This window comes from Bradyrhizobium sp., assembly GCF_030654605.1.
Lineage (GTDB): Bacteria > Pseudomonadota > Alphaproteobacteria > Rhizobiales > Xanthobacteraceae > Bradyrhizobium.
In genome coordinates this window covers 1-21728 of record NZ_JAURXB010000053.1, presented here as the reverse complement: position 1 = coordinate 21728, position 21728 = coordinate 1, and the positions used below count along the sequence as shown (strand labels likewise).

General features: G+C 63.8%; 20 protein-coding genes and 1 pseudogene. 11 read left to right on the top strand and 10 right to left on the bottom strand.

The annotated features are described in order from the left end of the window. Positions 1 to 81: 81 nt before the first annotated feature. Both Q7U29_RS04675 and Q7U29_RS04670 read right to left on the bottom strand, forming a co-directional pair. Positions 82 to 705: a pyridoxamine 5'-phosphate oxidase family protein gene (locus Q7U29_RS04675; protein ID WP_304739028.1), complete on the bottom strand. Its 624-nt coding sequence runs from the start codon at positions 703 to 705 to the stop codon at positions 82 to 84. 75 nt (positions 706 to 780) lie between these two features. Continuing rightward, positions 781 to 1329 (bottom strand): carboxymuconolactone decarboxylase family protein, encoded by a 549-nt coding sequence (locus Q7U29_RS04670; RefSeq protein WP_304739027.1) that lies wholly within the window; start codon positions 1327 to 1329, stop codon positions 781 to 783. A 126-nt stretch (positions 1330 to 1455) separates the two neighbouring features. Here Q7U29_RS04670 and Q7U29_RS04665 point away from each other — a divergent pair, with 126 nt between their 5' ends. Beyond that, positions 1456 to 2352 (top strand): LysR family transcriptional regulator, encoded by an 897-nt coding sequence (locus Q7U29_RS04665; RefSeq protein ID WP_304739026.1) that lies wholly within the window; start codon positions 1456 to 1458, stop codon positions 2350 to 2352. 63 nt (positions 2353 to 2415) lie between these two features. On the opposite strand, the gene Q7U29_RS04660 is transcribed toward Q7U29_RS04665, so the two are convergent. Further along, the gene (locus tag Q7U29_RS04660; protein ID WP_304739024.1) at positions 2416 to 2835 is read right to left on the bottom strand and encodes a PaaI family thioesterase; all 420 of its coding nucleotides are present in this window, start codon (positions 2833 to 2835) and stop codon (positions 2416 to 2418) included. 261 nt (positions 2836 to 3096) lie between these two features. Then, positions 3097 to 4266 (bottom strand): 4-hydroxybenzoate 3-monooxygenase, encoded by a 1170-nt coding sequence (gene pobA / locus Q7U29_RS04655; RefSeq protein ID WP_304739022.1) that lies wholly within the window; start codon positions 4264 to 4266, stop codon positions 3097 to 3099. 280 nt (positions 4267 to 4546) lie between these two features. Between pobA and Q7U29_RS04650 the strand changes: the two genes are divergently transcribed. From Q7U29_RS04650 to Q7U29_RS04610, 9 genes are all read left to right on the top strand, one after another. Next, the gene (locus tag Q7U29_RS04650; protein WP_304739020.1) at positions 4547 to 5563 is read left to right on the top strand and encodes a TRAP transporter substrate-binding protein; all 1017 of its coding nucleotides are present in this window, start codon (positions 4547 to 4549) and stop codon (positions 5561 to 5563) included. 192 nt (positions 5564 to 5755) lie between these two features. Then, positions 5756 to 6268 (top strand): TRAP transporter small permease, encoded by a 513-nt coding sequence (locus Q7U29_RS04645; protein WP_304739019.1) that lies wholly within the window; start codon positions 5756 to 5758, stop codon positions 6266 to 6268. Between the two features lie 5 nt (positions 6269 to 6273). Next, positions 6274 to 7590 (top strand): TRAP transporter large permease, encoded by a 1317-nt coding sequence (locus Q7U29_RS04640; protein WP_304739017.1) that lies wholly within the window; start codon positions 6274 to 6276, stop codon positions 7588 to 7590. A gap of 64 nt (positions 7591 to 7654) precedes the next feature. Beyond that, entirely contained in the window at positions 7655 to 8116 is a 462-nt protein-coding gene (locus Q7U29_RS04635) for a DUF3237 domain-containing protein (RefSeq protein ID WP_304739016.1), read from the top strand. Positions 8117 to 8218: 102 nt separating this feature from the next. Beyond that, positions 8219 to 9022 carry a crotonase/enoyl-CoA hydratase family protein gene (locus Q7U29_RS04630; RefSeq protein WP_304739015.1) on the top strand — a complete coding sequence of 268 codons (804 nt, stop codon included), beginning with the start codon at positions 8219 to 8221 and terminating at the stop codon, positions 9020 to 9022. A 1-nt stretch (position 9023) separates the two neighbouring features. Continuing rightward, positions 9024 to 10901, top strand: a complete 1878-nt coding sequence (locus Q7U29_RS04625) for a feruloyl-CoA synthase (RefSeq protein WP_304739013.1) — start codon at positions 9024 to 9026, stop codon at positions 10899 to 10901. A 36-nt stretch (positions 10902 to 10937) separates the two neighbouring features. After that, complete coding sequence (locus Q7U29_RS04620) at positions 10938 to 11699, top strand: SDR family NAD(P)-dependent oxidoreductase (RefSeq protein WP_304739012.1); 762 nt, start codon at positions 10938 to 10940, stop codon at positions 11697 to 11699. Positions 11700 to 11803: 104 nt separating this feature from the next. Next, the gene (locus tag Q7U29_RS04615; RefSeq protein WP_304739010.1) at positions 11804 to 12223 is read left to right on the top strand and encodes a thioesterase family protein; all 420 of its coding nucleotides are present in this window, start codon (positions 11804 to 11806) and stop codon (positions 12221 to 12223) included. Between the two features lie 117 nt (positions 12224 to 12340). After that, a complete protein-coding gene (locus Q7U29_RS04610; protein WP_304739009.1) occupies positions 12341 to 13492 on the top strand; it encodes an ABC transporter substrate-binding protein in 1152 nt (383 codons plus the stop codon). A gap of 107 nt (positions 13493 to 13599) precedes the next feature. Here the strand turns inward: Q7U29_RS04610 and Q7U29_RS04605 are convergent, their stop codons facing one another. Genes Q7U29_RS04605 through Q7U29_RS04595 form a run of 3 tightly spaced genes read right to left on the bottom strand, consistent with a single transcriptional unit; the run spans position 13600 to position 17146 of the window. Continuing rightward, a complete protein-coding gene (locus tag Q7U29_RS04605) occupies positions 13600 to 14331 on the bottom strand; it encodes an ABC transporter ATP-binding protein (protein WP_304739007.1) in 732 nt (243 codons plus the stop codon). Further along, the gene (locus tag Q7U29_RS04600) at positions 14328 to 16100 is read right to left on the bottom strand and encodes an ATP-binding cassette domain-containing protein (protein ID WP_304739029.1); all 1773 of its coding nucleotides are present in this window, start codon (positions 16098 to 16100) and stop codon (positions 14328 to 14330) included. Before Q7U29_RS04600 ends, Q7U29_RS04605 begins: the two co-directional genes overlap by 4 nt. Positions 16101 to 16105: 5 nt before the next feature. Next, positions 16106 to 17146: a branched-chain amino acid ABC transporter permease gene (locus Q7U29_RS04595; protein ID WP_304739005.1), complete on the bottom strand. Its 1041-nt coding sequence runs from the start codon at positions 17144 to 17146 to the stop codon at positions 16106 to 16108. Positions 17147 to 17335: 189 nt separating this feature from the next. Between Q7U29_RS04595 and Q7U29_RS04590 the strand changes: the two genes are divergently transcribed. Then, on the top strand, positions 17336 to 17869 hold the full coding sequence (locus tag Q7U29_RS04590) for a MarR family winged helix-turn-helix transcriptional regulator (protein WP_304739003.1): 534 nt from the start codon (positions 17336 to 17338) through the stop codon (positions 17867 to 17869). A gap of 149 nt (positions 17870 to 18018) precedes the next feature. On the opposite strand, the gene Q7U29_RS04585 is transcribed toward Q7U29_RS04590, so the two are convergent. The 3 genes and pseudogenes from Q7U29_RS04585 to Q7U29_RS04575 form a co-directional block, all read right to left on the bottom strand. Beyond that, positions 18019 to 19299, bottom strand: a complete 1281-nt coding sequence (locus Q7U29_RS04585) for a glycerate kinase (RefSeq protein WP_304739001.1) — start codon at positions 19297 to 19299, stop codon at positions 18019 to 18021. Positions 19300 to 19421: 122 nt separating this feature from the next. Continuing rightward, positions 19422 to 20651, bottom strand: coding sequence for an ABC transporter substrate-binding protein (locus tag Q7U29_RS04580; protein WP_304738999.1), 1230 nt, complete (start codon positions 20649 to 20651; stop codon positions 19422 to 19424). Positions 20652 to 20794: 143 nt separating this feature from the next. Next, positions 20795 to 21728: pseudogene (locus tag Q7U29_RS04575) on the bottom strand (ABC transporter substrate-binding protein); the annotation flags it as partial.

Here is a 21728-nt window from a genome sequence, read left to right as displayed (position 1 = left end):
TGAAGGTGCTTTTCGACTACATAGTGTAACACCGAGCGACGGTGGTTATGGGTCCCTGCGTTCGCATGGACGACGATAGCTTCAAGCGAGCCGCTCACCCTTCAATGCCGCCAGTTCCGCTTCCAGTTCCGCGATCCGGCCATCGCGCGCGGCCAGCGCCGCCGCGACGTCGGCGGCGTCGAATTTCTGCGGGATGTGCTGCGGGCAATTGGTGTCCCACGCCGAAATCCTGAATACGATGACTTGTTCCGGGCGCGCTTTGTAACCCTTTGGCATCAGCGAACTCATCAACGCCGGATCGTCGTCCACCACGCGCGCCTCGCCCCAGAGCTTGACGCGGCGGCGATGCGCATAATCCATGATGAAGATGTAGGCCTTGCGATTTTCCGACAGGTTGCCTTGCGTGACGTATTGTCGGTTGCCGCTGTAATCGGCAAACGCCAGCGTGTTATTGTCCAGGATTTTGACAAACCCCTTCGGGCCGCCGCGATGCTGGATGTAGGGCTGGCCGTCCGCGGTACTGGTGGCGAAATACAGGCTGTTGGTTTCGGTCAGGCGCGCGGCGAGGTCCTCGTCGATCTCGGTGCGCCAGCCGCCGCGCTGCTCGACATGGGCATAGGCCTCGCGCGATCCCTTGCGCGTCTGAATGGTTTTGACGGCAGGCGTGAATGCCACGTCGCTGGAATAGATCTGGGTGTCTGACATTGAAGCCTCCTTTGAACTCTGCCTGCAGCGGGTGTGCGGCGCATTCGCTGAACGGAACGCGCCGCTTCCGTGGCTTCAGGCGGCCCTTGCGTTGACCACCGGGAAATCGATCACGGTGTCTGCAACCTCGTTGACGTAATTGGTCAGGGTGTTCAGCGCGACATGCAGCACGATCTCAATCACCTGCGCATCGGTATAACCGGCGTCCCTGACGGTCCTGACGTCCGCGTCCGAAACGTGACCGCGGGCGTTGACGAGTTTCACGGCGAATCGAACCGCCGCGTCGGCCTTTTGATCGCCCGAGCTGCCGCCGCGATTGGCCGCGATTTCGGCATCCGAGAGCTTCGCGAGGTTCTTGCCGAGATAGGAGTGCGCGGAAAGGCAGTAGTCGCAACCGTTGATCTCGGCAACGGCGAGCGCGATGCGCTCGCGGGTGGGGGCTTCGAGCGCCCCCTTGGCGAGGGCGCCGTTCAGCCCGAGATACCCTTCGAGCGCGGCCGGGCTGTTGCCGATCAGGCGGAACAGGTTGGGCACTACTCCAAGCTGCTTCTTGACGGCCTGGAGCAGGGGTTGCGAGGCGGTCGGGGATGCTTCGATAGAGGCGGGGGTGGGGAGGCGGGACATGGTGATTGATCCTTTGGTCAGTCGAGAGCGAGCGCCTGCTCGCCATGGCCGTAACTTGGTCTCCATCTGCTTTGGAAACAATTATCTACCTTGACACTTCATAATTGCAATATATGAAATAATGCCATGGATCGCATCGACGCCATGCAGGCCTTTGTCGCCGTGGCCGACCTCCGGGGGTTCGCCCCGGCGGCGCGCAAACTGGGGCTGTCGCCCTCGGGGGTGACGCGGCTGATCGCGGCGCTGGAGGATCGTCTCGGCGCCCGGCTGTTGCAGCGGACCACCCGGTCGGTGACGCTGACCGATATCGGCGCGCGCTATCTCGAGCGCATCCGACCCATCCTCGCCGATGTCGAGGAAGCCGAAGGCTCGGTCGAGGGCGAACGCACCCGGCCCAGCGGACGGCTGACGGTCTCGGCGCCTGTCGGGTTCGGGCGGCTGCACGTCAGCCCTGTGATGTCGGCGTATCTGATGCGCTATCCCGAGGTGACAGGCGAGCTGCTGCTGTCGGACCGCATGATCAACCTGGTGGAAGACGGCGTCGACTTGGCCATCCGGATCGGTCACCTCGCCGATTCCAGCCTGGTCGCCCGCCAGGTCGGCGAGATGCGGCGGATCGTGGTGGCCTCATCAGCCTACTTGAAGGCGCGCGGCGAGCCCAAAACCCCGGAGGCCATCGGCTCCCACACGACCATTCAGTTCGGCGCCACGGCCGCATTGCCGGACTGGCGCTTTGTCGAAGCCGGCCGCGATATCCGAATCGCCTGCACGCCGCGATTCCTGACCAACAGCGCCGATGCTGCGATCCAGTATGCCGAGCAGGGCGGCGGCCTGACCCGGGTGCTGGCCTATCAGGCCGCCGACGCCATCAAGGCTGGCCGGCTGAAAATCGTGCTGGCCAAGTTCGAGCAACCGCCGCTGCCGATCCACATCGTCTACCCGACCTCGCGGCTGCTGTCGGCCAAGGTGCGCAGTTTCATCGATCTCGTGGTCGAACTCAGCGACTGGCGGTTTGGCAGGTAGCGCCGCCGTGCCCCGGACGCAGCGCAGCGTGAAGCGCTGCGCTGCGTCCGGGACACGAGATCCTTACTCTTTCCTCGGCACCACGCGGAACGTGGCATTGGCGCGCGCGATCACGGCGTCATCGGCTTTGACGAAACACTGCGCGAAGCAGAGCGTGCTGCCGGTCTTGATGACGTCGGTTTCGACCGCGAGCCATTGCCCGATCTGGGCGCTGCTGACGAAATCGATTGCCATGCTGACGGTCACCAGCGAGTAGGCGCCGCGCATCTTGCGACCGCAGCTGTGTCCCATCGCCTTGTCGGTCAGCGCGGCGATCAGCCCGCCATGGGCGAACCCGCGCGCGTTGGTATGCGGCGTGGCCAGTCGAAGCCCAAGGATGATCGCGTCGGGGGTCTCTTTCGAATAGATCGGCTCCCACGGATCGGTGAGCGGACTGGGCCGGGACTGGCGCTCGAAACCGTCGGGGATATCGGTATTGGTCATGCGGTGCTCCATCCCGCCATTGAACGAGCTTTCGTCGCGAAATGCACAGCCTACAAAGTTTTAAACGGGATTTGGACGGGTGTTTGAAACGACACACAGGTGCCGAAACCAACCACAATTGTCGTCACCCGCGAAAGCGGGTGATCCAGTATTCCAGAGACGATCGATTGAACCGAGAAGCCGCGGCGTACTGGGTCACCCGCTTTCGCGGGTGATGACGACCTTTGGTGATGTGAGGGCAACCACGCGACGCCGAACCAACTAATACGGCAGCCCCACATAATTCTCCGCCATCGACGCCGTCGCCGCTTTCGAACTCACCAGGTAATCCAGTTCCGCCACCTGAATCCGTGCGCCGAATTCGCCCTGATCGGGAAATTTGTGCATCATCGCGGTCATCCACCACGAAAACCGCACCGCCTTCCAGACCCGCGACAGCGCCTTTGCGGAATAGGCGTCGATCCCGGCGGAGGATTTCTCGTCGTAGAACTCGCGCAACGCATGCGACAGAAAGCGCACGTCGCTGGCGGCGAGGTTGAGCCCCTTGGCACCGGTCGGCGGCACGATATGGGCGGCGTCGCCGGCCAGGAACATCCGCCCGAACCGCATCGGCTCGGCAACGAAGCTGCGCAACGGCGCGATGCTTTTTTCGATCGAGGGCCCGGTGATCAATTTGTCTGATGCCTCCGGGTCCAGCCGCCGCTTCAGTTCATCCCAGAACCTGTCGTCCGGCCATTGATCGACATGGTCGTCGAGCGAGCATTGCACGTAATAGCGGCTGCGCCGCATCGAGCGCATGGTGCAAAGCGAAAAGCCCCTGGCGTGGTTGGTGTAGATCAATTCGTGGCTGACCGGCGGCGTTTCCGACAGGATGCCGAGCCAGCCGAACGGATAGATCCGCTCGAAGGTCTGGATCGCAGACGGTTTGACGCTGGCGCGGCTGACGCCGTGAAATCCGTCGCAGCCGGCGATGAAATCGCAGGCGATCTCGTGGGTAACGCCATCCTTGACGTAGCTCACCCTTGGATGGTCGGTGTCGAAGTCATCAGGCTTGACGTCCGCGGCCTGATAGACCGTGGTGAGGCCGGCCGCCTTGCGCGCGTTCATCAAATCCAGTGTCACTTCGGTCTGGCCGTAGATCATCATGGTCTTGCCGGTGGCGGCTTTCAGGTCGATGCGGTGGCGCTCGCCGCCGAAGGCGAGCTCGAGACCGTCATGGACCAGGCCCTCGCGATGGGCGCGCGCGCCGGCGCCGGCTTCACCGAGCAGGATAACGGTTCCTTCCTCGAGCAGGCCGGCGCGGATGCGGCCGAGCACATAATCCGGCGTCTGCCGCTCCAGGATGACGTTGTCGATGCCGTAGGCGTGGAGCAATTGCCCAAGCAGCAAACCCGCCGGGCCCGCGCCAATGATGACGACCTTTGTCCGCAAACCCTGCTCCCATGGTCTAATGTAGGTTGACCTGCCGACGACCGCGGCGGACTTGCAATGATGATTATATCATATAACAATTTTGGCAAAGTGCCGCCGGTGCGAAATCTGATATGCCGCTGTGCCACAGTGCAAGAGCCCGCAGGATTGATGTTCCATGGGCGAACCAGGTTTATGACAGCATTGTCCGGCTTGAAAAACCGGGCACACTATATAACATGTTAAATAACAAGACCGGGTCCTCGAAGCCCGACTTCATGCTCAAAGGGAGAGAACGTCCATGAGAAAAGCGTTTTTGGCGTTGCTGTTGGCTGCCAGCGTGACGCCCGCGTTCGCGCAGGAAAAGACCTTCGAACTGAAGCTGTCGCACTGGGTGCCGGCGTCGCATCCGCTGCAGAAAGCGCTGGAAGACTGGGGCTCGGCGGTCGAAAAGGAATCCGGCGGCACCATCAAATACAAGGTCTATCCGGCGCAGCAGCTCGGCAAGGCCTTCGATCATTACGACATGGCGCGCGACGGCATCGCCGACGTCACCTACATCAATCCAGGCTATCAGCCCGGCCGCTTCCCGATCATCGGTGCCGGCGAGCTGCCGTTCCTGATGTCGGACGCCAAGGGCGGCTCGATGGCGCTCGACGCCTGGTACCGGAAATACGCCGAGAAGGAGATGAAGGACGTCAAGTTCTGCCTCGGCTTCATCCACTCGCCCTCCACGTTCCATTCGCGCACCAAGAAAATCGTGGTGCCTGACGACATCAAGGGCATGAAGATCCGCCCCGCCCACGCCACCATGGCGAATTACGTGACCTCGCTCGGCGGCACCAACGTGCAGTCCTCGGCGCCGGAAGTCCGCGACATCATCGAGCGCGGCGTCGCCGACGCCGTCACCTTCCCGTGGGGATCGGTGCTGCTGTTCGGCATCGACAAGGTGACGAAATACCACATCGAGGCGCCGCTCTACGTCACCACCTTTGCCTTCGTGATGAACAAGGACAAATACAACCAGATGTCCGCGATGCAGAAGAAGGCGATCGACAACAACTGCAACACCGAGGCCGCCGGCCGCGTCGGCGGACCGTGGGGCACCTATGAAAACTCCGGTGTCGAGAAGATCAAGGCGCTGCCCGGCCATGAAGTCTACAAGTTGACCCCGGAACAGACCGCGCTGTGGAAGAAGGCGTCCGAGCCGCTGGTCAAGACCTGGGCCGACAATGTCAAGAAGGCCGGCGGCGATCCGGATGCGGCGATGAAGGAGCTTCGCGCCGAGCTGACCAAGAACAACGCGCTGGCACAGTAAACCACTCGGTGCGCTCCCTCTCCCGCTCTTGCGGGGGAGGGTCGGGGTGGGGGTGCCAGATCGAAATACTGCCGTTGCGGCTGCCCCCACCCGGCGCTACGCGCCGACCTCCCCCGCAAGCGGGAGAGGTGAAGTGAAGCCGCGCGGCGCATCAATTCAGCACATGACATCAAGCGATAGGAAATTCCCGACATGAAGCGCGCTTCGATGGATCGTTTCATCGATACGATCGAATGGATCGCGGCGGCGTTTGTCGGCATCGTCGCCGCCAACATTTTCATCGCCGTGCTGCTGCGCAACATCTTCAACTATTCGATCCCGGACTCCTTCGATATCGGGCGCATGATGCTCGGTATTCTGATCTTCTGGGGGATCGCGGCGACCAGCTATCGCGGCGGACACATCACCGTCGATCTGGTCTGGGCCAATGTGGGCCCGAAATACCAGCGGATGATCGACGTCTTTGCCACGCTGGTTCTGCTGTTCGTGGTGACGGTGCAGACCTGGACGCTGTTCGACAAGGTGCATGGCACCTACAAGGATAATGTTCTCACCTTCGACATGGGCATGCCGACCTGGCCGTTCTTCGCGGTGGCGTGGGCCGGCGACGCCGCCGCGGTGCTGCTGATCGCGATCCGCACCTGGCGCCTGATATTCAGTCCGGAGCTGATGCACGACGATCCCAAGATCAAGCCCGTGGAGTAGACGGCATGAGCACCGACGCCGTCGCCATCCTCGGATTTGTCGCGCTGTTCGCGCTGATGCTGCTGCGCGTGCCGGTGGGAATGGCGATGGGCCTCGTCGGCGTCACCGGCTTCGGCTACCTCGTCGGCTTTTCCCCGGCGCTCAAAATGGTCGGCCAGACCTCGATGCGCACGGTGACCGACTATACGTTCGGCGTGATTCCGATGTTCCTGCTGATGGGGGCGTTCGTCACCAATTCCGGGATGAGCCGCGAACTGTTCCACGCCGCCAACGGCTTCGTCGGACATTTGCGCGGCGGGCTGGGAATCGCGACGGTCGGAGCCTGCGGCGGCTTTGCCGCGATCTGCGGTTCGTCGGTGGCGACGGCCGCGACGTTTTCCGCCGTCGCCTATCCGGAGATGCGTCGCTTCGGTTATCCGCAGTCCTTCGCCACCGGCGTGATTGCGGCTGGCGGCACCTTGGGCGCCATGCTGCCGCCGTCGACAGTGCTGGCGGTCTACGGCATCATCACCGAGCAGGACATCGGCAAGCTGTTCATGGCCGGCATCATTCCCGGCCTGCTCGCGATCGCCATGTACATGCTGACCATTGCGCTGATCGGGTGGCTTCGGCCGGGCTTTCTGCCGACCGGCCCGCAAACCTCATGGCGCGAGCGCTTCGCCGGCCTGAAGGATATCTGGGCGCCGGTGCTGCTGTTCGTCTTCGTCATCGGCGGCCTCTACGGGCTGCCCTTCCTGCCGCGCTTCACCCCGACCGAGGCCGGCGGCGTCGGCGCCACCGGCGCATTCCTGATCGGCGTGCTCACCGGACGACTCGACAAGGAGAAAATCCTCAATTCGCTGCTGCAGGCGACCCGCACCGCCGCCGCGGTCTTCACGATTCTGATCGGCGCGCTGATCTTCGGCTATTTTCTCACGGTGACGCAGACCCCGCAAAAGGTCACGGAGCTTCTCACCGGCCTCGGCCTCGGGCCCTACGGCGTCCTCGCCCTCATCATGGTGATGTATCTGGCGCTGGGCTGCCTGATGGACGCGATGGCCATGATCATCCTGACCGTTCCGATCGTCTTCCCGGTGGTCGTCCATCTCGGCTTCGACCCGATCTGGTTCGGCATCATCATCGTGATGACGGTGGAACTGGGCCTCATCACGCCGCCGGTGGGCATGAATGTCTTCGTCATCAAGAGCGTGATTCCCGACGCATCGTTCGCCACGATCTTCAGGGGCGTGGCGCCGTTCGTCTTCACCGACGTGATCCGGCTGGTGATCCTGATCGCATTTCCGATCCTGGCGCTCTGGTTGCCGCAACGCATGATGGGGTAGAGCATGATCCGGAAAAGTGGGTACCGGTTTTCCGATAAGATCATGCTCCAATAAAAGGGCTATCATGACGCCGGAGCTTGCGACCAAATATGTCTTTACGCTCACCGTCCGTATCGGTGAAGTGACATCGGCCGGCGAGATCGGTCACGGCGTGCGCCGGATCATTCCGATCCTGGGCGGTGAGGTGCGCGGCGAAGGCGTCAATGGCAAGATCTGCGCGTTCGGCGCCGATTTTCAGATCATCCGGCCCAACGAACTGATCGAGCTGGAGGCGAAATACGCCTTCGAGACCGACGACGGCGCGGTGGTCTATGTCGAGAACACGGGCATCCGCTTCGGCCCGGTGGAATTGCTGCAGAAGCTGAAGCGTGGCGAGCCGGTCGATCCCAAATTGATCTATTTCCGCACCGTGCCGAGGTTCGAGACCGGCAGCGAAAAATACCGCTGGCTGATGGAAAACCTGTTCGTCGGTTCCGCGGCCCGCCACGCCGACCGCGTCGTGATCGACGTCCATCAGGTGTTGTGAAACCCGCGCGTCGTCCCGGCGGTCGCCGGGACGACGGGGAGGATTGACTCCCCCCGTATTCGTTATAAAACATAACTATTCTGGACAGGACGTAAAACGCCCATGGGAAACGCCGCACCTGCCGCGACCGCCGAGCGGTCCGCGCTGCTCAAGATCGAGACGGTGGGCGCGGTCATGACCGTGGGTCTCAACCGGCCGGCCAAGCGCAATGCGCTGAACGATGGCATTATTCTCGCGATCCAGGATTGCTTCTCCGACCTGCCTGAAGGCGTCGGCGCGGTGGTGGTCCACGGCATCGGCGATCATTTCTCGTCGGGCCTCGATCTGTCGGAGCTGACCGAGCACGACGCCACCGAAGGTCTGCGGCATTCGCAGATGTGGCACCGGGTGTTCGACCGCATCCAGTACAGCCGCGTGCCTGTCATCGCCGCCCTCAAGGGGGCGGTGATCGGCGGCGGGCTGGAGCTCGCCTGCGCGGCGCATATCCGGGTCGCCGAGCCCTCGGCCTATTTCGCGCTGCCCGAGGGCCAGCGCGGCATTTTTGTCGGCGGCGGCGGATCGGTGCGGCTGCCGCGGCTGATCGGGGTCGCCAGGATGACCGACATGATGCTGACCGGGCGGGTCTATTCGGCGACCGAGGGTTCGGCCTACGGTTTTACGCAGTATCTGACCGAAGCGGGCGGCGCGCTGCCGAAGGCGATGGAACTGGCCGAACGTGTCGCCGCCAATGCGCCGCTGACCAATTTCGCGGTGCTGCAGGCGCTGCCGATGATTGCGGAAGCCAATCCGCAAACCGGGCTACTGATGGAATCGCTGATGGCGACGGTGGCGCAAAGCGATAAAGAGGCCAAGCGCCGGATCCGTGACTTCCTCGACCGCAAGACCGCAAAGGTGAAACCGGCCTGACATGAGCGCCAAGCCTCAAATGTCGACTGCGACTGGAGCCGGCGATGCGCCGCTGCGGCCGATCTCGTTCGGCGATCCCGCGGTAACGATCGAGCGCCGCGACGATGGCGTCATTTACCTGCGGCCGAAAACGCCGCTCGGCGACTATCCGGTCCGCCTGACCGACCGCCTGCACCATTGGGCCAACGCAGAACCCGATCGCGTATTCATGGCGGAGCGCGATGCCGACGGCGGCTGGCGGCAGATCACCTACGCGCGCTTGCTGGTCGCGGCCCGGCAGATCGCCTCGGCGCTGCTGGCGCGCGGCCTCTCCGCCGAGAGGCCGATCGTGATTCTCTCGGGCAATTCGGTCGATCATGCGCTGCTCGCGTTCGGTGCGCTCTATGCCGGCATCCCCTTCTGTCCGGTGTCGCCGGCCTATTCGCTGGTGTCGAAGGATTACGGCAAGCTCGCTTACCTGATGAAGCTGTTGACGCCCGGTATGGTGTTTGCCGATGACGCCGGTAAATTTGCCAATGCGCTGGCAGCCAATGTCCCCGATGGAACCGAGATCGTGGCTTCGCGCGACGCCGTCCCCGGCCGCCAGGTGACGATGCTCGCTGAGTTGCTGGCGACCCCGCAGCATCCCGGCCTCGATGCCGCGCATGACGCCATCGGTCCGGATACCATTGCAAAGTTCCTGCTGACTTCGGGCTCGACCGGCAATCCGAAGGCGGTCATCAACACTCAGCGCATGATCTGCGCCAACCAGGTGATGCTGCGCGAGACGCTGGCGTTCCTGAAGGACGAGCCGCCCGTCATCGTCGACTGGCTGCCATGGAACCATACCTTTGGCGGTAACCACAATATCGGGCTGACGCTGTTCAACGGCGGCTCGATGTATCTCGACGAGGGCAAGCCGATGCCCGGCGGCATCGAGGAAACCGTACGCAATCTTCGCGAGATTTCGCCGACGGTCTATTTCAACGTGCCGAAGGGCTATGAATCGCTGCTGCCCTATCTGCGTGACGACAAGGCGCTACGCGCCAAATTCTTTCACCGCCTGCATGCGATGTTCTTCTCGGGTGCGGCGCTGTCGCCCTTCGTCTGGAACGGCCTCGATGAACTCGCGGTGGCTGAAACCGGCTACCGCGTGCCTGTCCTGACCGGCCTCGGCGCCACCGAGACCGCGCCGTTCTTCATGTCGGTAAGACCCGCCACCAGCCGTTCCGGCCATGTCGGGCTTCCGGTTTCCGGCAACGACGCCAAACTGATCCCGAACAACGGCAAGCTCGAGGTTCGCGCCAGGGGCCCCAACGTCACGCCGGGCTATTGGCGGCAGCCGGAATTGACGGCGGCGGCGTTCGACGAGGAAGGCTTCTACAAGTTCGGCGATGCGCTGAAGCCGGTCGACCCCGATGATTTCAACAAGGGTTTCGATTTCGACGGCCGCATTGCCGAGGATTTCAAGCTCGCCAGCGGCACCTGGGTCAGCGTCGGGCCGCTGCGCGCGCGGCTTGTTGCGGCCTGTGCCCCGATGGTGCGCGACGTCGTGATCGCCGGCATCAACCGCGACGAGATCTCGGCGCTGGTGATCCTCGACCTCGACGGCTGCCGCCTCATCAATCCGACGCTGCCGGTGGACGACCTTGCCGGCACCGCTTCCGATCCGCTGATCCGCGAAGCGTTTCGCGAGCGGTTGACCAGGTTTCTGGGAACCGCGACGGGGTCGTCGACCCGGGTCACGCGCGCGGTCCTGCTCGATACGCCGCTGTCGATCGACCGCGGCGAAGTCACCGACAAGGGCTCGATCAACCAGCGTGCGGTGCTGGATCACCGCAGCGGGCTGATCGACCTGCTCTATTCGCCGACGCCGCCGGCCCACGTCATCACGCTGTAGCCGGACACGAAGAACAATCTTTCCAGGGAGAAGACCATGCAGTTGAAAGATCAGGCCGCCATCGTCACCGGAGGAGCCTCGGGACTTGGGGCTGCCACCGCGCGCCGGCTGGCTGCAGGGGGCGCGAAGGTTGCGGTATGCGACCTCAACGCCACGCTGGCCGAAACCCTTGCCGCCGAAATTGGCGGCGTCGCGGTGGCCTGCGACGTTTCGGACGCGGCCTCGGCCGAAGCCGCCATCGGCGCGGCCTCCAAAGCACACGGCCCGGCACGCATTCTGGTCAATTGCGCCGGCATCGGCGTGGCCAAACGGGTGGTCGGCCGCGACGGTCCGATGGCGCTTTCCGATTTCGATCGGGTGATCAAGGTCAACCTGATCGGGTCCTTCAACATGCTGCGGCTGGCGGCCGCCGAAATGGCCAAGCTGGAGCCGCTGTCTTCAGGTGAGCGCGGCGTCGTGATTTCCACCGCGTCGGTGGCGGCCTATGACGGCCAGATCGGCCAGTCGGCCTATTCGGCGTCGAAGGGCGGCATCGTCGCGATGACGCTGCCGATCGCGCGTGAGCTGGCGCAGTTCGGCATCCGCGTGCTGACCATCGCGCCGGGCCTGTTCCTGACGCCGCTGCTGGGCGGCCTGCCGCAGGAGGCGCAGGACTCGCTCGCCGCCGCGATCCCGTTCCCGCACCGGCTCGGCCAGCCGGAAGAGTTCGCCTCGCTGGCGCTGCACATGATCGACAACCCCTACCTCAATGGTGAAGTGGTGCGGCTCGATGCCGCGCTCCGCATGGCGCCGAAGTAGGTCTCTTGCGCATGGAATTGCGTCTCGCCGCGTGTCCTTCTTCACCTCTCCCGATGGGAGAGGGGGCTCACCGTCCTCGCTGCTCGATAGGGGTTCCGTAAGCCATGTTCGTCCACCGGCGCGATGTGCAGATTCAGTGGGGCGACTGCGACCCCGCCAACATCGTTTACTATCCGCGCTACTTCGCGATGTTCGACGATTCGACCTCGATCATGTTCGAGGCCGCCGGCTTCTCGAAGCAGGACATCATCCACAAATATGGCCTGGTCGGCATCCCCATGGTCGATACCAGGGCGAAGTTCCACATCGCCTCCACCCACGGCGACTGGATCGCGATCGAAAGCCGGATCGAGAGCTTCAAGCGTTCGAGCTTCGAGGTGACCCACAAGGTGTTCAAGGGCGAGGCGCTGGCGATCGAGGCGTTCGAGACAAGGGTGCTGGTCGGACGCCATCCGGACGATCCGAACCGGTTGAAATCCGCACCGATGCCGGAAGAGATCATGGCGAGGTTCAAGCAAGGCTAAGTGGAAGAGACTGACTGGAAGAGGCTGACTTAAGCGGGCGCATGGCCTAAAGAAGGGGCTGAATAATCAGCCCGGATTTGATCTAGGTTGGATAACAACACTCAAAGGGAGGAATGAATGAACAAGTTTTACCTGTCGGCCGCGGTCGTCGCAGCGTCGCTGACGCTGCCGGCTTTGCCTGCGATGGCGCAGGCCAATGAAATCGTCATCGGCATCACCGTCACCACCACCGGCCCCGCCGCGGCGCTCGGCATTCCCGAGCGCAACGCGCTCGAATTCGTGCCGAAGGAAATCGGCGGCGTGCCGATCAAGGTGATCACACTCGATGACGGCGGCGACCCGACCGCCGCCACCACCAATGCCCGCCGCTTCGTCACGGAATCCAAGGCCGACATCATCATGGGGTCGTCCACCACCCCGCCGACGGTCGCGGTCTCCACCGTCGCCAACGAAGCCGGCATTCCGCATTTCGGCCTGGCCCCGTTCCCGATCACGCCGGAGCGCGCCAAGTGGTCGGTGGCGATGCCGCAGCCGATCCCGATCATGGGCAAGGTGCTGTACGAGCACATGAAGGCGAACAAGGTCAAAACCGTCGGCTATATCGGTTACTCCGATTCCTACGGCGATCTCTGGTTCAACGACTTCAAGAAGCAAGGCGTGCCCATGGGCATGACCGTGGCCACCGAAGAGCGCTTCGCCCGTCCGGATACGTCGGTCGCGGGCCAGGCGCTGAAGCTGGTCGCCGCCAATCCCGATGCGATCCTGATCGGCGCATCCGGCACCGCCGCGGCGCTGCCGCAGACCACGCTGCGCGAACGCGGCTACAAGGGCCTGATCTATCAGACCCACGGCGCCGCCAGCATGGACTTCATCCGGATCGCCGGAAAGGCGGCCGAGGGCGTCATCATGGCGTCGGGTCCGGTGATGTCGCCGGAAACCCAGGCCGACAGCGCGCTGACCAAGAAGCCGGGCCTCGCGCTCAATGCCGCCTATGAGGCCAAATACGGCCCCAACAGCCGCAGCCAGTTCGCCGGGCATTCCTACGACGCCTTCGAAATCCTCAAGCGCGTCATTCCGGTGGCGCTGAAGGCCGGCAAGCCGGGCACGGCGGAATTCCGCGAAGGCATCCGCAAGGCGCTCTTGAGCGAAAAGGACATGGCGGCCAGCCAGGGCGTCTACAACTTCACCGAAACTGACCGCTACGGCCTCGACGACCGCTCGCGCATCATCCTGACCGTGAAGGACGGGAAGTACGTTCCGGCGAAGTAGGCGGAGGAATCGTAGGGTGGGCAAAGCGAAGCGTGCCCACCCTCTTCCTGCAACACATGTGATGGTGGGCACGGCGCGAAAAGGGCGCCTTTGCCCACCCTACTTTTCTAAATCCTGCTCTCGCTCTCGTGCGTGAAGCCGAGATAGCTCGCCGCCACCCGCTGGTTGGTCGCGATCTCCGCAGCCGGGCCGTTCAGGATGAACTCGCCGAGCTCCATCACATAGGCACGATCGGCGATCTTCAGCGCGGCCTGCGCGTTCTGTTCGACCAGCAGCACCGAGACGCCGGCGGCGCGCAGTTCGCCGATGGTGCGGAAGATGTCGGCGACGATGATCGGCGCCAATCCCAGGCTCGGCTCGTCCAGCATCAACAGTTTTGGCGCGCCCATCAGGGCGCGGCCCATCGCCAGCATCTGCTGCTCGCCGCCCGACAGCGTGCCGGCCAGCTGCTTGCGGCGTTCCTTCAGCCGCGGAAACAGCGTGTAGACCCGCTCGAACGATCGCGCCGCGACGGCTTTCGCGATCCGGAAGGCGCCGAGCTGAAGATTGTCCTCGACGTTCATGGTGCCGAACAGCTCGCGATGCTCGGGCACCAGGCTCAAGCCCGCCGCGACGCGGTCCTCGATCTCGAGCTGCAGCATGTCCCTGCCGGCAAAGGCCACGCCGCCGGTCAGCGGCAGAATCCCCATGATGGCGTTCAGCAGCGTGGTCTTGCCGGCGCCATTGGCGCCGATGATGGTGACGATCTCGTTGTCGGCGACCTCGAGCGACACCGCGCGCACGGCCTCGACCTTGCCGTAGGCGACATGGGCATCGGTTACTTTCAGCAGCGCGCTCATGCCACCGCTCCGAGATAGGCCTTGATTACATCCGGATTGGTCTTGATCGCGTCGGGCGTGCCCTCGGCGATCTTGGTGCCGAAGTCGAGCACGACGATGCGGTCGGCGAGATCCATGACAAAACCCATGTCGTGCTCGACCAGCAGCACCGACATGCCGCCGTCGCGCAGCTGCCGCAGCAGCGCGGCGAGCCGTTGCTTCTCCATGTGCCGCAGGCCCGCGGCGGGTTCGTCGAGCAGCAACAGGGTCGGATCGACGCACAGCGCGCGCGCGATCTCGACGATGCGCTGCTGGCCGAGCGACAGGCTGCCCGCGGGCTGATCGATCTGGTCGATGAGCCCGACGCGCTCGATCTGGCGCGCCGCTTCAGCCAGCAATTTCGCTTCATCCGCACGGTCGAGCCGCAGCATGCTGGAGATGGCGCCGGCGTGGCCGCGCAGATGCGCGCCGATCGCGACGTTTTCCAGCACGCTCATGTCGGGCACCAGCTTGACGTGCTGGAAGGTTCTGGCGATGCCGAGTTTGACCACTTCCTGGGGCGGCGCGTTATCGATGTTTCTGCCCTGCATCGAGATGGTGCCGCCGGTGGCGGTGAGCACGCCGGTGATGAGGTTGAAGGTCGTGCTCTTGCCGGCGCCGTTGGGGCCGATCAGGGCGACGATCTCGCGGGGCTGGACGTCGAACGAGACGTTGTTGACGGCGATCACGCCGCCGAACTGCTTTCGCGCGTTGTCGATCTTGAGCAGCGCGCCGGGAGCGGCGGCCGGCCGGTCGCGCGCGGGCAGGGTGAGCGAGGTATCGGGCCGCTTGCGAGCCGGCTTGAACGGCAGCCGGCTCATCAGCCAGGGCCAGACGCCGGTTGGCGCCAGCTGCAGCAGCAGCACCAGCAGGATGCCGAATACGATGGTCTCGAGCTGGCCTTCGCCGCGGAACAGCAGCGGCAGATAGCTTTGTAAAATCTCCTTCAGGATGACGACGATGCCGGCGCCCAGCACGGCGCCCCAGACATAGCCGGCGCCGCCGACCACCGCGATGAAGAGATATTCGATGCCAGCATGGGCGCCGAACGGCGTCGGGTTGGCGGCGCGCTGGAAATGCGCATAGAGCCAGCCGGACAGCCCGGCCAGAACAGCCGCGTAAATGAACACCAGCAGCTTGGCGCGCGGCGTCTGCACGCCGAACGCTTCGGCGGCGATGTGTCCGCGGCGCAGCGCGCGGATCGCGCGGCCGGTGCGGGAGTCCAGCAGGTTCATGCTGAGCAGCGCGCAGATCAGCACCGCGATCCAGATCGCATAATAGATCGTGCCGGCATCGAGCATCTTCAGCGTACCGATCGACAGCGGCGGAATCCCGGTGATGCCGTCATTGCGGCCGAGGAATTCGAGTTTGCTGAACAGGTAGAACAGGCCGATGCCCCAGGCGATGGTGCCGAGCGGCAGATAGTGGCCGGACAGCCGCACCGTGACGAGGCCGAGAAAGACCGCGGCGCCGCCGCTGACCAGCAGCGACAGCGGCAGCGTCAGCCATGGCGACATGCCATAGGCGGTCGAGAGCACCGCCGTGGTGTAGGCGCCGAAGCCGCAGAACGCCGCCTGACCGAACGATGTCAGGCCGCCGACACCGGTCAGCAGCACCAGACCCATCGCCACCAGGGCGGCGAGGCCGATATTGTTGAGCAGAACGATCCAGAACGGCGGCATGCCCGGGATCAGCGGGATTACCGCCATCAGGGCCGCGAAGATCGAGATGGGTAACAGCCGTTGCGTCATCGCCATCAATCCTTCTCTTCCTCGACCTCGGGCGCCGCAAGCGACCGCAGCACGAGGACCGGAAGAATCAGCGTGAAGACGATGACCTCCTTGAAATTGCTGGCATAGAACGAGGAGAACGCCTCGACGGTGCCGACCACAAGGGCCGCGACCGCGGTCAGGGGATAGCTGACGAGGCCGCCGATGATTGCGGCGATAAAGCCCTTCAGGCCGATCAGGAAGCCGGTGTCGTAATACAGCGTCGTGATCGGCACGATCAGGATGCCCGACAGCGCGCCGATCACGGAGGCGAGCAGGAAGGCGATCTGTCCCGACAGCGTGGTCCTGATGCCGACGAGGCGAGCGCCGAGCCGGTTGACGGCGGTGGCGCGCAGCGCCTTGCCATAGAGCGTGAGGCCGAAGAACAGCCACAGCCCGACGATGAAGGCGATGGTGATGGCGTAGACCGCGATGCTCTGGCCGGTGAAGCGCAGCGGGCCCACCATGAAGGCCGCATCCGAGATGGTCGGGCCGCGCTGGCCTTCGGCGCCGAAGAACACCAGGCCGAGGCCCTGCAGCGCGAGATGGGCGCCGACCGAGGCGATCAGCAGCACCAGCACCGAGGTGTGCGCCAGCGGCTGGAAGACGAGGCGGTAGAGAAACAGCCCGATCGCCGCGACGATCAGCAGCGACAGCGCGATATTGACCGCGATCGGGGTGTTCTTGCCGGCGAACCAGTATGTCAGGGCGTAGATCGCCACCGGCAGCAGGATGTTGATCGCGAAGGCCCGCGCGACCAGCCGCAAGTGCAGCGAGCGGCGGCCGCCGAACAGATCGAGGCCGAACGCCACCACGCCCATCGCCACCGCGAGCTGGGCGGTGCCCGGCATGTTGCCCGCCGACAGCGTGGCATAGGTCAGCGCGCCGAAGGTGACGAATTCGCCCTGCGGAATCAGGATGACGCGGGTGACGGCGAACACCAGCACCAGCGCAAGGCCGAGCAGGGCGTAGATCGCACCATTGGTAATGCCGTCCTGCACCAGGAACAGCATGATCGTCGTGTTCAAGACCGGGCGCTCCCCCATCACGCATCGGACCAGTCGCGGCCTTGAGCAGCCGCTGACCGTCAAATAACAGCAGTTGAAAAGTCCCGCCGATATTCGATATAGTGCATAACAATTATCAAATATAACTTCAAGGCCCGTCCACTGTATCCGGGTCTTGTCCGAGCCTACCGGGATTGCGAGCCTCGAGCGATGACTGTTTCCAAAACCGCTAGCGCCGCTGCCGCCGTCGATGCCGCCAAGCCGTCCCGCGCCGCCCGCAAGGAACCGGCCGAGGGCGCAGTTGTTGACGCGGCGCTGCAGCTCGGCGAATTGTCCGAACTGCTGGGCTATTCGCTCAAGCGCGCGCAGCTTCGGGTGTTCGAGGATTTTCTGCGCTGCGTGGCGCCGCTGCAGCTGACGCCGGCACAGTTCTCGGTGCTACTGCTGCTCGACAGAAATCCAGGCCGCAACCAGACCGAGATCGCCAATACGCTCGGCATCCTCCGGCCGAATTTCGTGGCGATGCTCGATGGCCTCGAGAGCCGCGATTTGTGCACGCGGGTCCGTTCGACCAACGACCGCCGTTCCCACATCCTGATGCTGACCGACAAGGGCCGTGCGGTGCTGGCGCGCGCCAAGAAGCTGGTCGCCACCAAGCACGAAGCCCGTCTCAACGAATTGCTCGGCCCCGCCAACCGCGCCGCGCTGCTGGACATGCTGGCGACGATCGCAAGAGAGTTTTGATGCGGTCGCGTGCCCCGGGCGCTGCGCAGCGCGGAGCGGTGCGCTGCTGACCCGGGGCCCATGCTTCATGCGCGGCAACGTTCATGGGTCTCGGTTCTGCGGAGCAGCGCGAGAGCGCTGCACCGCGTCCGGGACACACCGCCTCACACTCAGTCCACCAAAATCACCCTGATATCGTTCACATTGGTCAGCGTCGGGCCGGTCAGCACGAGATCGCCGGTCGCGGTGAAGAAGGTGGTGGCGTCGTTGTCGGCGAGGCAGGCCCGGGTGTCGAGGCCGAGCGATTTGACTTTTTCGAACGTGGTGGAATCGATCATCGCGCCGGCGGGATCGGTCGCACTGCCGGCGCCGCCGTCGGCGCCGTCGGTATCGGCGGCCAGCGCCGAAATACCTGAGGTGTCCCCGAGCAGCCCGGCCAGCGCCAGCGCATACTCCTGGTTGGGGCCGCCGCGGCCCTGGCCGCGGACGGTCACCGTGAGTTCGCCGCCGGAGAGGATCGCCAGGCGCTTGCCTTCGGCGCGCGCCTGCAGCGCCAGTCGCGCATGATCGGCGGCGACGCTGCGGGCCTCGCCCTCGAGATCGGCGCCGAGATCGATGATCGCGTAGCCGGCATCCCTTGCCAGCTTGATCGCGGCGTCGAGCGAAGCTCTGGGTCGCGCGATCAGTTCGAAATGCGCGCGCGCGAAGGCGGGATCGCCGGGCTTGCAGCTCTCGTTGGCGGGATCATCGAGGGCTGCGCGGACGGCGTCGTCGACCGGCAGTCCGTATCTGGCGACCAGCGCGCGCGCATCCGAAAGCGTGGTCGGATCCGGCACGGTCGGTCCCGATGCGATCGCGGAAGCGTCGTCATGCGGAACGTCCGAGATCGCCAGCGTCACGATCTCGGCCAGCCTGCCTGCGCGCGCCAGACGGCCGCCCTTGATCCGCGACAAATGCTTGCGCACGGTGTTGACCTCGCCGATCGGCGCGCCCGAGCGCAACAGCGCCCGGTTCAACTGCTGCTTCTGCGCGAACGACACGCCTTGCACCGGCGCGATCCAGTTCGCGGAACCGCCGCCCGACAGCAGCACCAGCAACAGGTCGTCGGGCCGCGCCTCCTGCGCCAGCAGCAGGCTGTCCGCCGCGCCCTTGAGGCCGGCTTCATCGGGCACTGGATGGCCGGCTTCGACCACCCTGATCCGCCGCGTCGGCACGCCGTGGCCGTGGCGGGTGGTCGCGATACCGGTGAGCCGCGATGGCGGCAGCCCCAGTTCGTCGAGATAGTGCCGCTCTGCTGCCGCGGCCATGGCGGCGGCGCCCTTGCCGGCGGCCAGACAAATCACCCGGCCCTTCGGGGTCGGGGGCAGATGCCGCGCCAGCACCACGTCGGGATGTGCTGCGGCAATGGCGGCGTCGAAGATCGCGCGCAGGAGAGGGCGTCTGTCGATCATCGCGTCACGGGATTGGGAGTTGGAGACATGCGACGCCAGTTATCCATCCGTTCGGCGCAAAAGAAAACCCCCGCAGCGTGCTGCGGGGGTCGTTGGGTACGAGGCTTCGTACCCGGAGATGCTTAGTTCGTCGCGTCGCCGCTCAGGATCTCGCCGAACCTTTCCCAGGTTTCGCCCTTGAACTTGATCAGTTGCACCGACGAGATCGGAGCGAAGTCGGTGGGGCTGGTGTTGACCTTGATGCCGGGCAGCAGGCCGCCGAGTTCCAGGTTCTTGATGCTGGCCGCCTGCTTCATGACGTTCTCGCGCGTGAGGTTGTCGCCGCACTGCTTCAGCACATGCACGAGACCTTGCGCGACCGTGTAGCCGTACATGACGTTGGCATCGACCCGGTTGCCTTCGGGGAAGTGCTTGGTCAGGAACTCGTCGAACGCCTTCATGCCGGCATCGTCCTTCCACTGCGGATCGGACGTATCCTTCAGGTATTGCGACGAGATGATGCCCTGGGCGGCTTCAAAGCCGGCCGGCTTGATCACGCTGCCGATCGACGCCGAGACGTTGTTGAGGAAATGCACCGGCTTCCAGCCGATTTCATTGTTCTTCTTGATCGCCTGCGCGGCGAATTTCGGTGTGGTGATGTTGACGAAGACGTCGGCGCCGACCGATTTGAGCTTGACGATATGGGAGTCGATGGTCGGCGCGGAGACCTCGTAGCTTTCTTCCAGCACGATCATCGAAGCCGCCTTGGCGCCGAGTCCGTCCTTCAGGCCCTTCAGGTAGTCCTTGCCGTAGTCGTCGTTCTGATAGAGCACGCCGATCTTGGCGTTCGGCATCTGCTTGAGAATGTACTTTGCATAGATCTGTGTTTCGCTCTGGTAGTTGGGCTGCCAGCCCATGGTCCAGGGGAAGTTCTTGGGGTCGTTCCACTTGGTGGCGCCGGTGGCGACGAACAGCTGCGGCACCTTCTTCGAGTTCAGGTATTTCTGGATCGCCGAATTCGGCGGCGTGCCGAGCGGATTGAAGACGAACAGCACTTCGTCGCTCTCGACCAGCTTGCGCGTCTGCTCGACGGTCTTCGGCGGGCTGTAAGCGTCGTCATAGCTGATGAAATTGATCTTGCGGCCGTTGATGCCACCCTCGGCATTGATCTTCTTGAAGTAGGCTTCCTCGGTCTTGCCGATCACGCCATAGGCGGATGCGGGTCCGCTGTAGGGCATGATGTTGCCGATCTTGATCTCGGTATCGCTGGCGCCGGAGTCGTACTTCTTCTGCGCGAGCGCGCCACTGCTGGTTGCGGCAAGCACTGCGAACGCTGCCGAGGCAATAGCAAGTTTCTTGGTTATTGAAGGCATTCCAATTTTCTCCCATTTTCTTAATGTTGTGCGCGACTTATGGCACGGTCGGCAATGGCCTTCAAGAAAAAGCCCCTGCGCGCGTTGGCGCAGGGGCCGGTTCCGTGGTGGTTTTTTGGCAGTCGGTTAACCCCGGAGGATCCCTAGCCCCCGACGTCGGCGTCGATGATTTCGCCGAAGCGCTGCCAGGCCTCGCCCTTGAACCTCATCAACTGAACCGCCGAGATCGGAGCAAAGTCCGTGGCGCTGGTGTTGACCTTGATGCCCGGCAGCAGGCCGCCGAGTTCCAGGTTCTTGATGCTGGCCGCCTGCTTCATGACATTGGCGCGCGTGAGATTGTCGCCGCAGGCCTTCAGCACATGCACCAGGCCTTGTGCAACCGTGTAGCCGTACATCACCGAACCGTCGATCCGGTTGCCTTCGGGGAAGTACTTGGTCAGGAACTCGTCGAACGCCTTCATGCCGGCGTCGTTCTTCCACTCCGGATCGGACGTGTCCTTGAGGTAGGCGGACGAGATGATGCCCTGTCCATTCTCGAAACCGGCCGGCTTCATCACGCTGCCGATCGAGGCCGAGACGTTATTGAGGAAATGAACCGGCTTCCATTCGATCTCGTGCATCTTCTTGATCGCCTGCGCCGCGAATTTCGGCGTGGTGACGTTGAAGAACACGTCGGCGTTGGTCGACTTCAGCTTGACGATATTCGAATCGATGGTCGGCTGCGAGGTTTCGTAGCTTTCCTCGGCGACGATCATCGTGGCGGCCTTGGCGCCAAGTCCGTCCTTCAGGCCCTTGACGTAGTCTTTGCCGTAATCGTCGTTCTGATAGAGGATGGCGATCTTGGCGTTCGGCTTTTCCTTGAGGATGTATTTTGCGTAGATCCGGGACTCGCTCTGGTAGTTGGGCTGCCAGCCCATGGTCCAGGGGAAGTCCTTGGGGTCGTTCCATTTGGTGGCGCCGGTGGCGACGAACAGCTGCGGCACCTTATTCTAGTTCATGTACTTCTGGATCGCCGAATTGGGCGGCGTGCCGAGCGGATTGAAAACGAACAGCACCTCGTCGCTCTCGACCAGCTTG

Excerpts from the sequence above, each read along its gene's own strand:
- Q7U29_RS04675 (WP_304739028.1), bottom strand. The coding sequence starts at position 705 with ATGTCAGACACCCAGATCTATTCCAGCGACGTGGCATTCACGCCTGCC.
- Q7U29_RS04670 (WP_304739027.1), bottom strand. The coding sequence starts at position 1,329 with ATGTCCCGCCTCCCCACCCCCGCCTCTATCGAAGCATCCCCGACCGCC.
- Q7U29_RS04665 (WP_304739026.1), top strand. The coding sequence starts at position 1,456 with ATGGATCGCATCGACGCCATGCAGGCCTTTGTCGCCGTGGCCGACCTC.
- Q7U29_RS04660 (WP_304739024.1), bottom strand. The coding sequence starts at position 2,835 with ATGACCAATACCGATATCCCCGACGGTTTCGAGCGCCAGTCCCGGCCC.
- Q7U29_RS04650 (WP_304739020.1), top strand. The coding sequence starts at position 4,547 with ATGAGAAAAGCGTTTTTGGCGTTGCTGTTGGCTGCCAGCGTGACGCCC.
- Q7U29_RS04645 (WP_304739019.1), top strand. The coding sequence starts at position 5,756 with ATGAAGCGCGCTTCGATGGATCGTTTCATCGATACGATCGAATGGATC.
- Q7U29_RS04640 (WP_304739017.1), top strand. The coding sequence starts at position 6,274 with ATGAGCACCGACGCCGTCGCCATCCTCGGATTTGTCGCGCTGTTCGCG.
- Q7U29_RS04635 (WP_304739016.1), top strand. The coding sequence starts at position 7,655 with ATGACGCCGGAGCTTGCGACCAAATATGTCTTTACGCTCACCGTCCGT.
- Q7U29_RS04630 (WP_304739015.1), top strand. The coding sequence starts at position 8,219 with ATGGGAAACGCCGCACCTGCCGCGACCGCCGAGCGGTCCGCGCTGCTC.
- Q7U29_RS04625 (WP_304739013.1), top strand. The coding sequence starts at position 9,024 with ATGAGCGCCAAGCCTCAAATGTCGACTGCGACTGGAGCCGGCGATGCG.
- Q7U29_RS04620 (WP_304739012.1), top strand. The coding sequence starts at position 10,938 with ATGCAGTTGAAAGATCAGGCCGCCATCGTCACCGGAGGAGCCTCGGGA.
- Q7U29_RS04615 (WP_304739010.1), top strand. The coding sequence starts at position 11,804 with ATGTTCGTCCACCGGCGCGATGTGCAGATTCAGTGGGGCGACTGCGAC.
- Q7U29_RS04610 (WP_304739009.1), top strand. The coding sequence starts at position 12,341 with ATGAACAAGTTTTACCTGTCGGCCGCGGTCGTCGCAGCGTCGCTGACG.
- Q7U29_RS04605 (WP_304739007.1), bottom strand. The coding sequence starts at position 14,331 with ATGAGCGCGCTGCTGAAAGTAACCGATGCCCATGTCGCCTACGGCAAG.
- Q7U29_RS04600 (WP_304739029.1), bottom strand. The coding sequence starts at position 16,100 with ATGACGCAACGGCTGTTACCCATCTCGATCTTCGCGGCCCTGATGGCG.
- Q7U29_RS04590 (WP_304739003.1), top strand. The coding sequence starts at position 17,336 with ATGACTGTTTCCAAAACCGCTAGCGCCGCTGCCGCCGTCGATGCCGCC.
- Q7U29_RS04585 (WP_304739001.1), bottom strand. The coding sequence starts at position 19,299 with ATGATCGACAGACGCCCTCTCCTGCGCGCGATCTTCGACGCCGCCATT.
- Q7U29_RS04580 (WP_304738999.1), bottom strand. The coding sequence starts at position 20,651 with ATGCCTTCAATAACCAAGAAACTTGCTATTGCCTCGGCAGCGTTCGCA.